General features: G+C 58.8%; 14 protein-coding genes and 1 tRNA gene. 12 read left to right on the forward strand and 3 right to left on the reverse strand.

Features of this window, described 5'->3' with window-relative positions:
* Positions 1-359 precede the first annotated feature (359 nt).
* From rpoE to ASE98_RS10170, 4 genes are all read left to right on the forward strand, one after another.
* Positions 360-941, forward strand: a complete 582-nt coding sequence (gene rpoE, locus ASE98_RS10155) for an RNA polymerase sigma factor RpoE (protein WP_003172477.1) — start codon at positions 360-362, stop codon at positions 939-941.
* Positions 942-972: 31 nt separating this feature from the next.
* Positions 973-1,560 (forward strand): sigma-E factor negative regulatory protein, encoded by a 588-nt coding sequence (locus tag ASE98_RS10160; RefSeq protein WP_060541236.1) that lies wholly within the window; start codon positions 973-975, stop codon positions 1,558-1,560.
* 8 nt (positions 1,561-1,568) lie between these two features.
* Positions 1,569-2,528 carry a MucB/RseB C-terminal domain-containing protein gene (locus tag ASE98_RS10165; RefSeq protein WP_060541237.1) on the forward strand — a complete coding sequence of 320 codons (960 nt, stop codon included), beginning with the start codon at positions 1,569-1,571 and terminating at the stop codon, positions 2,526-2,528.
* Positions 2,529-2,706: 178 nt separating this feature from the next.
* Entirely contained in the window at positions 2,707-4,131 is a 1,425-nt protein-coding gene (locus tag ASE98_RS10170; protein WP_060541238.1) for a DegQ family serine endoprotease, read from the forward strand.
* A 73-nt stretch (positions 4,132-4,204) separates the two neighbouring features.
* Here ASE98_RS10170 and ASE98_RS10175 read toward each other — a convergent pair whose 3' ends face one another.
* A complete protein-coding gene (locus ASE98_RS10175; protein WP_060541239.1) occupies positions 4,205-5,638 on the reverse strand; it encodes a M48 family metalloprotease in 1,434 nt (477 codons plus the stop codon).
* Positions 5,639-5,736: 98 nt separating this feature from the next.
* Here ASE98_RS10175 and ASE98_RS10180 point away from each other — a divergent pair, with 98 nt between their 5' ends.
* Complete coding sequence (locus ASE98_RS10180) at positions 5,737-5,976, forward strand: sulfurtransferase TusA family protein (protein WP_060541240.1); 240 nt, start codon at positions 5,737-5,739, stop codon at positions 5,974-5,976.
* A gap of 30 nt (positions 5,977-6,006) precedes the next feature.
* Positions 6,007-7,077 carry an AI-2E family transporter gene (locus ASE98_RS10185; protein ID WP_060541241.1) on the forward strand — a complete coding sequence of 357 codons (1,071 nt, stop codon included), beginning with the start codon at positions 6,007-6,009 and terminating at the stop codon, positions 7,075-7,077.
* Between the two features lie 145 nt (positions 7,078-7,222).
* Here ASE98_RS10185 and ASE98_RS10190 read toward each other — a convergent pair whose 3' ends face one another.
* Positions 7,223-7,696: a peroxiredoxin gene (locus ASE98_RS10190; protein ID WP_060541242.1), complete on the reverse strand. Its 474-nt coding sequence runs from the start codon at positions 7,694-7,696 to the stop codon at positions 7,223-7,225.
* Positions 7,697-7,706: 10 nt separating this feature from the next.
* Entirely contained in the window at positions 7,707-8,267 is a 561-nt protein-coding gene (locus ASE98_RS10195; protein WP_060541243.1) for a glycine cleavage system protein R, read from the reverse strand.
* 329 nt (positions 8,268-8,596) lie between these two features.
* On the opposite strand from ASE98_RS10195, the gene dapA reads away from it, so the two are divergent.
* The 6 genes from dapA (at position 8,597) to ASE98_RS27180 (ending at position 12,944) form a co-directional block, all read left to right on the forward strand.
* Complete coding sequence (dapA, locus tag ASE98_RS10205; protein WP_060541244.1) at positions 8,597-9,475, forward strand: 4-hydroxy-tetrahydrodipicolinate synthase; 879 nt, start codon at positions 8,597-8,599, stop codon at positions 9,473-9,475.
* Positions 9,476-9,492: 17 nt separating this feature from the next.
* Positions 9,493-10,608: an outer membrane protein assembly factor BamC gene (gene bamC, locus ASE98_RS10210; RefSeq protein WP_060541245.1), complete on the forward strand. Its 1,116-nt coding sequence runs from the start codon at positions 9,493-9,495 to the stop codon at positions 10,606-10,608.
* Positions 10,609-10,612: 4 nt separating this feature from the next.
* Positions 10,613-11,371 carry an MBL fold metallo-hydrolase gene (locus tag ASE98_RS10215; protein WP_060541246.1) on the forward strand — a complete coding sequence of 253 codons (759 nt, stop codon included), beginning with the start codon at positions 10,613-10,615 and terminating at the stop codon, positions 11,369-11,371.
* 28 nt (positions 11,372-11,399) lie between these two features.
* Positions 11,400-12,113, forward strand: a complete 714-nt coding sequence (gene purC, locus ASE98_RS10220) for a phosphoribosylaminoimidazolesuccinocarboxamide synthase (RefSeq protein WP_060541247.1) — start codon at positions 11,400-11,402, stop codon at positions 12,111-12,113.
* Between the two features lie 84 nt (positions 12,114-12,197).
* A tRNA-Ser gene (locus tag ASE98_RS10225) sits at positions 12,198-12,287 on the forward strand.
* Positions 12,288-12,581: 294 nt separating this feature from the next.
* Positions 12,582-12,944 carry a hypothetical protein gene (locus tag ASE98_RS27180; RefSeq protein ID WP_060541248.1) on the forward strand — a complete coding sequence of 121 codons (363 nt, stop codon included), beginning with the start codon at positions 12,582-12,584 and terminating at the stop codon, positions 12,942-12,944.
* Positions 12,945-13,045 lie beyond the last annotated feature (101 nt).

A 13,045-nucleotide genomic window follows, 5' to 3' on the forward strand; every position in this document is an offset into this window, starting at 1 on the left:
AAGGAGCGGTATCGTCGATTTACCGGTCTTTTTCCCTCCACGGTTGCACAATGTCTGTTCGGCACAGCTATAAATATTTGGAACTTTTGTCAAAGTGCCATGATCAATAGACCGTTGCCTGAATCAAGGGACAGTGTCGGTTTCGATGGGGGATTGCGGTTCGATCCCTGCCAGCGGATCCGACGACAAGATTATTCGCGCAGCCGGGTCAACTCGCGCTGCGCTTTTCGTGCGTGCCAATCAGAGCCCGCAGGAAACTTGCCTGGAGGGGGAGAACTTTTGCGAAAAGTCCGAGTCTATGTTTGCAAGTCTGGTCGTTTTGTTCTGCAAGCCTCCTCCATGCTTATTGAGGAGTGTTCATGCTAACCCAGGAAGAGGATCAGCAACTGGTCGAACGCGTTCAGCGCGGCGACAAGCGTGCTTTCGATCTGCTAGTGCTGAAATATCAGCACAAAATTCTCGGGTTGATCGTGCGTTTTGTGCACGACACCCATGAAGCCCAGGACGTCGCACAGGAAGCTTTTATCAAGGCGTACCGTGCACTTGGAAATTTTCGCGGAGACAGCGCGTTTTATACGTGGCTTTACCGCATCGCCATCAACACGGCGAAGAATTATCTGGTTTCACGCGGCCGCCGGCCGCCGGATAGCGATGTCAGTTCCGAGGATGCAGAGTTCTACGATGGCGATCACGGCCTGAAGGATCTCGAATCACCAGAACGGGCTTTGCTGCGGGATGAGATCGAAGGCACCGTCCATCGAACCATTCAGCAACTGCCGGAAGATTTGCGTACGGCGTTAACTTTACGTGAGTTCGACGGTCTGAGTTACGAGGATATTGCGAGCGTCATGCAATGTCCGGTGGGTACCGTGCGCTCCCGGATTTTCCGCGCCCGGGAGGCCATCGATAAAGCCCTGCAACCGTTGTTGCAGGAAAACTAAAGACAGCGGCGACAGCCAAGAGAGGAACGCCATGAGTCGTGAAGCCCTGCAGGAATCGCTGTCCGCAGTGATGGATAACGAAGCGGACGAACTGGAATTGCGTCGGGTATTAAGTGCCTGCGACGATGTTGAAACCCGTGATACATGGGCTCGTTATCAGATCGCTCGGGCAGTGATGCACAAGGATCTGCTGCTCCCGCGTCTGGATATTGCCGCGGCTGTATCCGCAGCGCTTGCTGACGAAGCCGTGCCGGCAAAAGCCTCACGTGGTCCATGGCGCAGCCTGGGTCGCCTGGCGGTCGCCGCTTCGGTCACCCTGGCCGTATTGGCAGGTGTTCGCCTGTATAACCAGGATGAGATCGCCGGCGTCGAACTGGCCCAGCAATCGAACCAGCCTGGTCTGGTTGCCCCTCAAGCAAAAGGCCCGGCTGTACTGGCAGGCTACAATGAGGGTTCAGAGACCACCGGTCCCATGGCCAATGGTGTTTTGCAAGGTCAGCCAGGCTGGCACGATCAGCGTCTGCCCGGGTACCTGCGCCAGCACGCACAGCAGGCTGCATTGAAAGGGACTGAGAGCGCGCTGCCATACGCTCGTGCCGCAAGTCTGGAAAACCAGTAAGGAGGATCATGCGCGCCATACCTTTACTTACGCTTGTGCTCAGTGGCTGGTTTGTTGTTCCAGCCCATGCCGATGAAGCCCAGGACTGGTTGAAACGTCTGGGCCAGGCCGAGCAGCAGCAGAGCTTTCAAGGTACTTTTGTCTACGAGCGTAACGGTAGTTTTTCTACGCACAACATCTGGCACCGCGTCCAGGATGGCAAGGTCCGTGAGCGTTTGCTCCAGCTTGACGGCTCGGCTCAGGAAGTTGTGCGCATTGATGGGCGTACTCAATGCGTGAGCGGCACACTCGTAGCAGGACTGGGGGATAGCCCCAATACCGCGGCTCGTGCACTCGATCCACAAAAGCTCAAAAATTGGTATGACCTTGCTGTCATTGGCAGCTCGCGCGTGGCCGGACGTTCGGCGGTGATCGTCTCGCTCACTCCTCGCGATCAACACCGCTATGGTTTTGAGTTGCACCTGGATAAAGAAACCGGGCTGCCGCTCAAGTCATTGTTGCTTAGCGACAAGGGACAGTTGCTGGAGCGCTTCCAGTTCACACGGCTGGATACTTCAGACATCCCTGCCGACAAGGATCTGCAGGCAGGCGCCGATTGCAAGGCCGTCAATCTTGAAGGCGACAAGGCTTCGGCCATCAAGGCTGCCCAGGTCTGGCACTCTGACTGGTTGCCACCAGGTTTCGAGCTGACCAGCAGCAGTGCGCGCAAGGATTCGGAGACCAAAACCCTGGTCAACAGTCTGATGTATGACGATGGTCTGACTCGTTTTTCGGTATTCCTCGAGCCCTTGAACGGCGCCAAAGTCACCGATACCCGCACGCAGTTGGGCCCGACCGTTGCCGTTTCCCGGCGCCTGACCACGGCTCAGGGCGATATGATGGTGACCGTAGTCGGCGAGATTCCGGTAGGTACCGCAGAGCGGATCGCGCTTTCAATGCGTACCGACGCAGCTGCAACCAAGCAGTGAGCTGAAACCGAAATGTTTCGTGAACATTTCAGTTTGCAAATATCCCTTGAATTTTTTATAGGTCAGAGCCCCTCGGCTCTGGCCTTGTTTGTTGTTCCCGGAACAAAAATACCGGCGTATTGTTCCCGGTGTTCCTTGCTCCATATCGCTTAACCATGCTCGTTGTAACGGGAGCCGTATGTCGATACCACGCTTGAAGTCTTACCTTTCCATTTTTGCTACCGTGCTGGTGCTCGGTCAGGCGGTCACCGCTCAAGCGGTGGAGTTGCCTGATTTCACGCAACTGGTCGAACAGGCGTCGCCTGCGGTAGTGAACATCAGCACCACGCAAAAGCTGCCCGACCGCAAGGTCAATCAGCAGATGCCTGACCTCGAAGGCTTGCCGCCAATGTTGCGCGAGTTCTTCGAACGCGGCATGCCGCCACAGTCTCGTTCACCCCGTGATCGTCAGCGCGAAGCGACCTCCCTGGGTTCGGGTTTCATCATCTCGCCTGACGGCTACATCCTGACCAACAACCACGTGATCGCCGATGCCGACGAGATTCTCGTGCGTCTGGCCGACCGCAGTGAAATGAAGGCCAAGCTGGTCGGCACCGACCCGCGCTCGGACGTGGCCCTGCTGAAAATCGAAGGCAAGGACCTGCCGGTCCTCAAGCTTGGCAAATCCCAGGACCTGAAGGCCGGCCAATGGGTCGTGGCCATCGGCTCGCCGTTCGGCTTCGATCACACGGTGACCCAGGGCATTGTCAGTGCCGTGGGCCGCAGTCTGCCGAACGAAAACTATGTGCCGTTCATTCAGACCGACGTGCCGATCAACCCGGGTAACTCCGGTGGCCCGCTGTTCAACCTGAACGGTGAAGTGGTCGGCATCAACTCGCAGATCTATACCCGCTCCGGTGGTTTCATGGGCGTGTCGTTCGCGATTCCAATCGACGTAGCCATGGACGTTTCCAATCAGCTCAAAAGCGGTGGCAAGGTCAGTCGCGGCTGGTTGGGTGTAGTCATCCAGGAAGTGAGCAAGGATCTGGCCGAGTCGTTCGGCCTGGAGAAACCGGCCGGCGCGCTGGTTGCGCAAATCCAGGACGATGGCCCGGCTGCGAAGGGTGGGTTGCAAGTGGGCGACGTGATCCTGAGCATGAACGGTCAACCTATCGTCATGTCGGCCGACCTGCCACATCTCGTCGGTGCGTTGAAGGCGGGCGCCAAAGCCGATCTGGAAGTGATTCGCGACGGCAAGCGCAAGAACGTCGAACTGACTGTAGGCTCGATTCCGGACGACGATAAGGATGTCGGTGCGCTGCCAGGTACCAGCATCGAGCGCAGCAGCAACCGCCTGGGTGTGTCCGTGGTCGAACTGACTGACGAACAGAAGAAGACCTACGACCTCAAGGGGGGTGTGCTGATCAAGGAAGTCCAGGACGGTCCTGCCGCCATGATCGGCCTGCAGCCGGGCGACGTCATCACTCACCTGAACAATCAGGCCATCGGTTCTGCCAAGGAGTTCGCGGACATCGCCAAGGCGTTGCCGAAGAACCGCTCGGTGTCGATGCGGGTCTTGCGTCAAGGTCGCGCCAGTTTCATTACCTTCAAACTGGCTGAATAATCCGCTGGTTGGCTGAAACACAAACCGCCTCGAAAGAGGCGGTTTTTTTTTGTCTGTTTTCCTGCTGGAGGAGTCAGCCCATCATGTCCTTGATCATGCGTTCCTGTTCCATGAGCTCCCGTTGTCGCGCGTCGATTCGCGATGCCAGCGGGAAGTTGCTCCCGGCCTTGCGCTTGGCGAAGTCCAGTTGCTGAATGGCCTGCTTGTAGTCCCCGACCAGCGCGAAATACTCGGCGCGCGCCTGATGCAGGCCGATGATGTTGCCTGACAAGCCGCGAGTCTCGGCCACCTGGTACCACACGTCCGGATCGTCCGGACGCGACTTGAGCAGGCCTTCGAGGGCTTTTTCCGCATCGGCGGTGCGGTTCTGCTTGAGCAGCAGGTCGACGCGCATCTGGTTCAGCGGATAATTGCCGGGGTATTGAGTCAGCAACCGATCCACCCGGGTCTGGGCATCTGCCAGGCGACTGTTGGTGATGTCCAGATCGACCTGCGCCAGATTGTAAATGATCTCGTTCGGGGCCTTGGCCAACAGCAGCTTGAGATTTTCTCTTGCCTCGTTCAGCCGACCGCCCTTGATCTGTGCGATCGCCAGGCCATAGCGTGCCACATCGCTATTGGGATTGCTGTCGAGCTCGGCGCGAAAACGCTTGGCACCAAGCCCTGGGGTTTCTTCGTAGATCAGTTGCACCCGTGCACGAATCAGTTGATAGCGCAGGCTGTCTTCAATGCCGCCGTGTGGAGCCAGTTCGGCGCGGTTTCGGGTGTCGGCGATCCGCGATTCGGTGACCGGGTGAGTCATCAGGAATTCCGGTGGCTTGGCGTCGAAGCGGTATTGGCGCCCCAGACGCTCGAACATGGTCGGCATCGAGCGTGGGTCGTATCCGGCTTTTTCCAGATTGAGGATGCCGATGCGGTCGGCTTCCTGTTCGTTCTGGCGCGAGAATCGCCGTTGTTCCTGAATCGCTGCTGCCTGGGACCCGGCAATGGCCGCGATCCCTGCATCGCCGCCGCCGGCAGCGGCCAGAACGATGCCGGCCAGCAAGGCGGCCATCATCGGCACCTGCATGCGCTGCTGGGCTTCCACGCCGCGGGCGAAGTGGCGTTGCGACAAGTGAGCCAATTCGTGCGCCAGTACCGAGGCGTACTCGCCTTCGGTCTGGGCGTTGAGGAACAGACCGCCGTTGACCCCGATGATCCCGCCCGGCGCTGCAAAGGCGTTGAGTTGAGGGCTGTTGATCAGAATGAATTCAAGGCGTCGGTCGTTGACCTGACTGGTCTCCACCAGCCGGTAAACGCTCGATTCCACGTAGTCCTTGAGTTCAGGATCGTTGAGCTGCGAGACCTGGCTGCGCAACAGCGCCAGCCAGGCACGACCCAACTGATATTCCTGTTGCGGCGAGACGATGGCAGAACTGGCGTCGCCGAGTGACGGCAGGTCGTCGGCGAAGCCTGGAGAGGCGAGCAGGCAAGCGAGCGTCAGCAGGGTGGGGCGCAGAAAAGTCATGCACAAAGCCTTAGTCGACAAAGACCTTACTGTAGCCGGACACCAGCCCTGCGACCAGATATTCTAGGTGACTCAAGCACCTGATCCGGAGTGAAATAATGACCGACGCTGTAGACCATGACGTTGAGCTGGACGCCAGCGGCCTGAATTGCCCCTTGCCGTTGCTCAAGGCCAAGATGGAACTCAATCGGCTGGCCAGCGGCGCGGTCCTCAAGGTCATCGCCACCGATGCGGGATCCCAGCGCGACTTCCGCACCTTTGCCCGATTGGCCGGTCATACCTTGCTTCGCGAAGAAGATGAAGCGGGTGTATACCGCTACTGGTTGAAAAAGGCCTGAAATCGCTGCGCGTTTTCCTAAGGATTATTGATGTTCAAAGTGTTGCGGGACTGGGTTCAGCGGTATTTCTCCGATGAAGAAGCGGTGGTGCTCGCGGTTTTGCTGTTTCTGGCCTTCACCGCCGTGCTTACCCTGGGTGGCATGCTGGCGCCGGTGCTGGCCGGGATGGTGCTGGCGTACCTGATGCAGGGACTGGTGGTAGCCCTTGAGCGCCTGCGAGTGCCCGGTGGGGTAGCGGTAGGGCTGGTCTTTGCCTTGTTCATGGGGATTTTGCTGGTGTTCATCGTGGTGGTGGTGCCGTTGCTCTGGCACCAACTGATCACTTTGTTCAATGAATTGCCCGGCATGCTGGTCAAGTGGCAGTCGGTGTTGTTGTTGCTGCCCGAGCGCTATCCGCATCTGGTGTCCGACGAGCAGGTGTTGCGGGCCATCGAAGTGATGCGCGGTGAAATCGGCAAGTTCGGCCAGTGGGCGCTGACGTTTTCGCTGTCGAGCCTGCCGCTGCTGGTGAACATCATGATCTACCTGGTCCTGGTGCCGATCCTGGTGTTTTTCTTTCTCAAGGACCGGGAAATGATCGGCCAGTGGGTGCGCGGCTACCTGCCCCGGGAGCGGGCACTGCTGACCCGTGTCGCCCGTGACATGAACCGGCAGATCGCCAACTACATTCGCGGCAAGGTCATCGAGATTTTCATTTGCGGGGGAGTGACCTACGTCGCCTTCGTCGTCCTGGGGCTCAACTATGCAGCGCTGCTGGCGATGCTGGTGGGCATTTCAGTGGTGGTGCCCTACGTCGGCGCGGTGGTGGTGACGGTGCCGGTGTTGCTGATTGCGCTGTTCCAGTGGGGCTGGAGCGATCAGTTCATCTATCTGATGGCGGTTTACGGGATCATCCAGACCCTGGACGGCAATGTGCTGGTGCCGTTGCTGTTTTCGGAGGCGGTTAACCTGCACCCGGTGGCGATCATCTGTGCGGTTCTGTTGTTTGGCGGGCTGTGGGGCTTCTGGGGGGTGTTCTTCGCGATTCCCCTGGCGACGCTGTTCAAGGCCGTGCTGGATGCTTGGCCGCGCAAGGAGCCGGTGGTTGCGCCGCTGCTGTAACGGGTATTTCAGGTTTTTCAGCGGGGCGGGCGACCCCTTCGCGAGCAAGCCCGCTCCCACATTTAACCCTGTTGCCTGGACGGACACGGTTTAATGTGGGAGCGGGCTTGCTCGCGAAGGCGTTCGAATGGACGCCAGATATGGCTCAGGCCTTGTTCAATGCCTGGGCAGCCGCCAGAACGGCATCAACATGCCCCGGCACCTTCACGCCACGCCACTCCTGGCGCAGCACACCATCCTTGTCGATCAGGAACGTGCTGCGATCCACGCCCATGTATTCCTTGCCATACAGCTTTTTCAGCTTGATCACATCGAACAGCTGGCAGAGCGCTTCTTCCTTGTCGCTGATCAGCTCGAAGGTGAAGGCTTGCTTGGCCTTGAAGTTTTCATGGGATTTGAGGCTATCGCGCGACACGCCAAACACTTCGGTGTTGGCCGCTTTGAACGCTTCCAGCTGATCGCGAAAGCCCTGTCCCTGGGTAGTGCAACCCGGGGTGCTGTCCTTGGGGTAGAAGTAGATCACTACTTGCTTGCCCTTCAGACCCGAGAGGCTGACGGTCTGCCCGCTGGTGGCGGGGGCTTCGAAATCGGCAACCGGTTGGTCGATGGCAACGGCCATGAAAGCTTCCTTACATTGGGTTCTGTGGGCGCCACGGTTCGATCAGGGCGTCCAGGTTCAACGCATCGGCGAAGTCCAGGAACTGATCACGCAACCAGCTGATCTGCACGCCGGCCGGCAAGGTCACGGTGAACGTGGCGTTGAGCATGGTGCCGCCGGTCTGTGGAGCCTGATAGGTGTCGCAGGTCAGGTTCTCCAGCTCGACGTTGTGGTCCATGAAGAACTGACACAGCTCATTGACGATGTCCGAGCGGTAGGCCGAGCTGACGTACGCGACGTATGGCAGGGCCTGGGGGCGGTTTTCCAGGGCGGCGCTGCGTACCACGTTGACGGTGAACGCATGCCGTTTGGCCAGTACCGGCAGGCTACCTTCGAGGCGTGCCAGGGCATCCCAGCTGCCGGTGACTTCCAGCACCAGCGCACTGCATTCGCCGTGACGGGTCAGGCGAGAGGTAACCACGGCGCAGCGATTTTCATGGCTGGCGCGGCACAGGACGTTGGTCAGCTCCATGGGGTTGGCGCCGAGGGCACTGATTACAAGGAATTGTTCGCGAACTGTGGGGGTGGACATGCAGCATTCCTAAAGCGATGAGCGGTCGATATAAGCAAGGGCTGTCTTGTCGGATGCAAGCCTGCGGATGCGAATTCAGAAAACCCGGCGCATTCAGGTTGCAACGTGCTCCAGTGTGGCAGGAGCGAGGGCTGGCAACGCTGGCTCGGGGCTTGTGATGTCGAAAAGGGAGGCGCAAACCCGACGTACAAGCTTGTCAGTATCGATCAAAGTCTGAAGGGTAGCGAAAACCGGCGCCAAGGGGAATGGCGGCAGCGCAGTACTTTGCTTGTGCAAGCATCTTGGCGCCAGTACCATTACGGCTCTCTTTTTCCGGCAGGAGCGGTTTCATGATTGCGGGCAGTATGGTGGCACTGGTCACACCCATGGATGCACAAGGGCGTCTTGACTGGGACAGCCTCAGCAAACTCGTGGACTTCCACCTTGAAAACGGCACCCATGCCATTGTCGCGGTCGGTACTACCGGCGAGTCGGCAACCCTCGATGTAGATGAGCACATCGCGGTCATCAAGGCCGTGGTCAAGCAGGTCAATGGCCGTGTTCCGGTGATCGCCGGTACCGGTGCCAACTCGACTCGCGAAGCCGTCGAATTGACCCGCAACGCCAAGGAAGCCGGCGCCGACGCCTGCCTGCTGGTAGTGCCGTATTACAACAAGCCGACTCAGGAAGGCTTGTACCAGCACTTCAAGCACATCGCTGAAGCGGTCGACATTCCACAGATCCTCTACAACGTTCCTGGCCGCACCTCCTGCGACATGCAGGCCGAGACCGTGATTCGCCTGTCCACCGTGCCGAACATCATCGGTATCAAGGAAGCGACCGGCGACCTCAAGCGCGCCAAGGCCATCCTCGATGGCGTGAGCAAGGACTTCATCGTGCTGTCCGGCGATGATCCGACCGCTGTCGAGCTGATTCTGCTGGGCGGCAAAGGCAATATCTCCGTCACCGCCAACGTCGCCCCGCGCGAAATGGCCGACCTGTGCGAGGCCGCGCTCAAGGGCGACGCCGAGACTGCACGGGCAATCAACGAAAAATTGATGCCGCTGCACAAGGACCTGTTCATCGAAGCCAACCCGATTCCGGTGAAGTGGGCTTTGGTCGAAATGGGCCTGATGCATGAAGGCATTCGCCTGCCGCTGACCTGGCTGAGCACACCTTGTCATGAAACGCTACGCACGGCCCTGCGCCAGTGCGGCGTCCTGGTTTAATTGAGGAAATACAACGCATGAAGCGAATGGCCGGACTTTCCGCACTTGCCTTGATTATCTCCAGCACCAGTGGCTGCGGATGGGTCTGGGGCCCGGAAGGTTATTTCCGTGACCGTGGTAGCGACTACCTGGTAGCGCAACAGACTGCACCGATGCAATTGCCGCCGGATATCACCACGGCCAAGCGCCTGGATCCGCTGTTGCCGATCCCGCGCAACGTGGCCGATGACACCGCCAAGGGCGAATACATCGTTCCGCGGCCGCAGCCATTGACCGCTGCTGCCGATGCCAGCCCCTACACCCTGCAGAAGAGCGGCGACTCGCGCTCGATCCTGGCGCAGAGCCCGCCGGCCGAAGTCTGGCCCGTGGCCGTGCAGTTCTTCCAGGACAACGGTTTCCGCCTGGATGAACAGCGTCCGCAAACCGGCGAGTTCACCACCACCTGGCAGCACTCCGACGAACTGTCCGCAGCCATGGCCAAGCGCCTGAGCGCGGCCGGCGTCAGCGCCGACAGCCAAACCCGTGTACGGGTTCGCATCGAGCCGGGCGTGCAACGCAACACCAGTGAAGTGTACGTGGTCAGCGCCGAGCGTCCTGCCGGCAGCACCGCCGACGTGGACTTCACCAATCGTTCGGTCAACACCGGCCTGGACGCGGCACTGGTCGACGACATGCTCGCGAGCATGAGCCGCATCTCGGAGAAGGGCGGTTCGGTCTCGATGCTGGCTTCGCGTGATTTCGACGCGCCCAGCCGTATCAGCCTGAGCGAAGACGGCAGCGGCAACCCTGTGCTGAACGTCGGCACCGATCTGGATCGTGCCTGGTCGAGTGTCGGTCGCGCGCTGGAACAGGGCGAATGGCGTGTTGAAGACATCAACCGCAGCCTGGGCCTGTACTACCTCAATCTGGCCGAAAAAGCCGAGAGCAAGGACGACAAGCCTGGCTTCTTCAGCAGCCTGTTCGGCACCGCGCCGAGCAAGGAAGAAGTTGAAGCCCGTGCCGAGCGTTATCAGGTTCGCCTGAGCAAGGTTGGCGATAACGTCCAGGTCACCGTCGAGAAAAACATCAACACCGTGGCGCCGGCAGACGTGGCGCGTAAAGTGTTGAGCGTTATTCAGGACAACCTGGGCTGATCACATGCGTTTTGCCGTTCTCGGCAGCGGTAGCCAAGGGAACGGCACGCTGATAGCCAGCGCTGACACGTATGTGCTGGTGGATTGTGGTTTCTCCCTGCGGGAAACCGAAAAACGCCTGCTGCGCCTGGGGGTGAACCCTGCGCAGCTGAGCGCGATACTCGTGACCCACGAACATGCCGACCACGTGCATGGCGTGGGTTTGCTGTCTCGGCGCTACAATCTGCCTGTCTACCTCAGTCGCGGGACCCTGCGCGGGATGCGCAAACCGATAGAACCCGCAGGCCTGCTGGCCGGCGGCGAGCAACTGCAAATCGGCGACTTGAGCATCGGTGTCATTGCCGTGGCCCACGATGCGCAGGAGCCGACGCAGTACGTATTCAGTGATGGTGAGCGGCGCTTCGGCCTGCTGACCGACCTGGGCTCGTATTGCGACAAGGTGCTGGACGGCTATCGTGACCTCGATGCATTGATGATCGAGTCCAACCATTGCCGGGACATGCTGGCTCGCGGTCATTACCCGTACTTTCTCAAGCAACGGGTGGGCGGTGAACTGGGGCATTTGAACAACCATCAGGCGGCATTCCTGGTGTCCGAGTTGGGCTGGCAAGGCCTGCAACACCTGGTCCTGGCCCATCTGAGCAGCAAGAACAACCTGCCGCAGCTGGCCCGGCAATGTTTCGTCGACACCCTCGGGTGCGACCCGGACTGGCTGCAACTGGCCGATCAAGATTCAGGGCTCGACTGGCGCCACATCGCCTAGCCCACCTACTTAGCAAGCGGAGCCCATCATGGAAAAACGTGAAGAACTCTACCGCGGCAAAGCCAAATCGGTTTACAAGACCGACGACGCTGACCGCTTGATCCTGCTGTTTCGCAACGACACCTCGGCGTTCGACGGCAAGCGTATCGAGCAGCTCGACCGCAAAGGCATGGTGAACAACAAGTTCAATGCCTTCATCATGCAAAAACTCGAAGCGGCCGGCGTACCGACCCAGTTCGACAAGCTGCTGGGCGACAACGAGTGCCTGGTGAAGAAGTTGGACATGATCCCGGTCGAGTGCGTCGTGCGTAACTACGCCGCCGGCAGCCTGGTCAAGCGCCTGGGTGTCGAGGAGGGCATGAAGCTCAACCCTTACACCTTCGAACTGTTCCTCAAGGACGACGCCAAGGGCGACCCGTTCATCAACGAATCCCACGTCGTGGCGTTCGGTTGGGGCACCGCCGAGCAACTGGTTCGCATGAAAGAACTGTCGCTCAAGGTCAACGAAATCCTCAGCAAGCTGTTCGACGACGCCGGCCTCTTGCTGGTGGACTTCAAGCTTGAGTTCGGCGTATTCAGTGACGGCTCCATCGTCCTGGGCGACGAGTTCAGCCCGGACGGCTGCCGCCTCTGGGACAAGGACACCAAGAAGAAGATGGACAAAGACCGCTTCCGCCAGGGCCTCGGTGACGTCATCGAAGCCTACGAAGAAGTCGCCAATCGTCTGGGCGTACCGCTTTAATCGACGCAAGCATCTGAAAGCACAGAAAATATTTCGCCTGGGGGGTTCGCTTTAGGCGAAAGTGTTGTTATGATGCGCGCCGTTGGAGAGATGCCAGAGTGGCCGAATGGGACGGATTCGAAATCCGTTGTACCTTCACCGGTACCTAGGGTTCGAATCCCTATCTCTCCGCCATTATTGAATAAGACTAAGCCCCTGTAATCGTTAGCGATTACAGGGGCTTTTTCGTTTCCGTCGTATTATTTAGGGTGTTTTTAGGGCATAAACCTCGCCGTGTTGCCGCTCTAGCCCGCTCTAGCCCGCTCTAAACCCCAACGTTTCGTCACGACGATAAGGGCGTGTTCTGTGAGGGACTAAGGATGATCTGCATTAAACGTCATCTCATGGTGCCTTACACCGCCGACGTGAGCGATTTCCGCTACTGGAATTCTCCGGAGCTTTCGCAGGCATCGGGCTTTTTTCGAATAAATGAAGGAGAGCTTTGAGGTCCTTTATGTGGAGTTGGCTGAAGGGCCACGTATGATGTTGATCGGACTGCACCCACGTATGGCGGGCCGTCCCGGGCGGGTAAGGGCGATCAAGCAATTTATCGCGTTTGCCAAGCAATATGGAGATGTGTGGTTTCCTGCGCGCGAAGAAATCGCCCGTGCCTGGCTGAACGAACTTGATGGACTGCCGAACGACCACTTTTGGCCGATTGCATTCTGTCCCGGTGGGCGGCAAGCGACCCTTATCTTCAACAAAATCGCCCGATTCGCCTTGAGTTTGTTCAATTGTCACGACAACAAAATTTCGCCATTAACCGAACGTAGCGCTTTACCCATTAGATGACCGAATCATCCGTTCGCGACTTCCAAATCCGCCAGACAGGGCAGCATCGCTGCACAAGAGCTTACTCGGCGATGCAAATCCGAGCGGTTATTCCTGAAATC

The sequence above is a fragment of the Pseudomonas sp. Leaf48 genome, assembly GCF_001421885.1.
GTDB lineage: Bacteria > Pseudomonadota > Gammaproteobacteria > Pseudomonadales > Pseudomonadaceae > Aquipseudomonas.

What these genes read in the sequence shown, in the direction of transcription:
- ASE98_RS10190 (WP_060541242.1), bottom strand. Translation starts at nt 7,696, where the DNA reads ATGGCCGTTGCCATCGACCAACCGGTTGCCGATTTCGAAGCCCCCGCC.
- ASE98_RS10185 (WP_060541241.1), top strand. Translation starts at nt 6,007, where the DNA reads ATGTTCAAAGTGTTGCGGGACTGGGTTCAGCGGTATTTCTCCGATGAA.
- ASE98_RS27180 (WP_060541248.1), top strand. Translation starts at nt 12,582, where the DNA reads ATGAAGGAGAGCTTTGAGGTCCTTTATGTGGAGTTGGCTGAAGGGCCA.
- ASE98_RS10195 (WP_060541243.1), bottom strand. Translation starts at nt 8,267, where the DNA reads ATGTCCACCCCCACAGTTCGCGAACAATTCCTTGTAATCAGTGCCCTC.
- ASE98_RS10170 (WP_060541238.1), top strand. Translation starts at nt 2,707, where the DNA reads ATGTCGATACCACGCTTGAAGTCTTACCTTTCCATTTTTGCTACCGTG.
- ASE98_RS10165 (WP_060541237.1), top strand. Translation starts at nt 1,569, where the DNA reads ATGCGCGCCATACCTTTACTTACGCTTGTGCTCAGTGGCTGGTTTGTT.
- rpoE (WP_003172477.1), top strand. Translation starts at nt 360, where the DNA reads ATGCTAACCCAGGAAGAGGATCAGCAACTGGTCGAACGCGTTCAGCGC.
- ASE98_RS10215 (WP_060541246.1), top strand. Translation starts at nt 10,613, where the DNA reads ATGCGTTTTGCCGTTCTCGGCAGCGGTAGCCAAGGGAACGGCACGCTG.
- purC (WP_060541247.1), top strand. Translation starts at nt 11,400, where the DNA reads ATGGAAAAACGTGAAGAACTCTACCGCGGCAAAGCCAAATCGGTTTAC.
- ASE98_RS10180 (WP_060541240.1), top strand. Translation starts at nt 5,737, where the DNA reads ATGACCGACGCTGTAGACCATGACGTTGAGCTGGACGCCAGCGGCCTG.
- ASE98_RS10160 (WP_060541236.1), top strand. Translation starts at nt 973, where the DNA reads ATGAGTCGTGAAGCCCTGCAGGAATCGCTGTCCGCAGTGATGGATAAC.
- dapA (WP_060541244.1), top strand. Translation starts at nt 8,597, where the DNA reads ATGATTGCGGGCAGTATGGTGGCACTGGTCACACCCATGGATGCACAA.
- ASE98_RS10175 (WP_060541239.1), bottom strand. Translation starts at nt 5,638, where the DNA reads ATGACTTTTCTGCGCCCCACCCTGCTGACGCTCGCTTGCCTGCTCGCC.
- bamC (WP_060541245.1), top strand. Translation starts at nt 9,493, where the DNA reads ATGAAGCGAATGGCCGGACTTTCCGCACTTGCCTTGATTATCTCCAGC.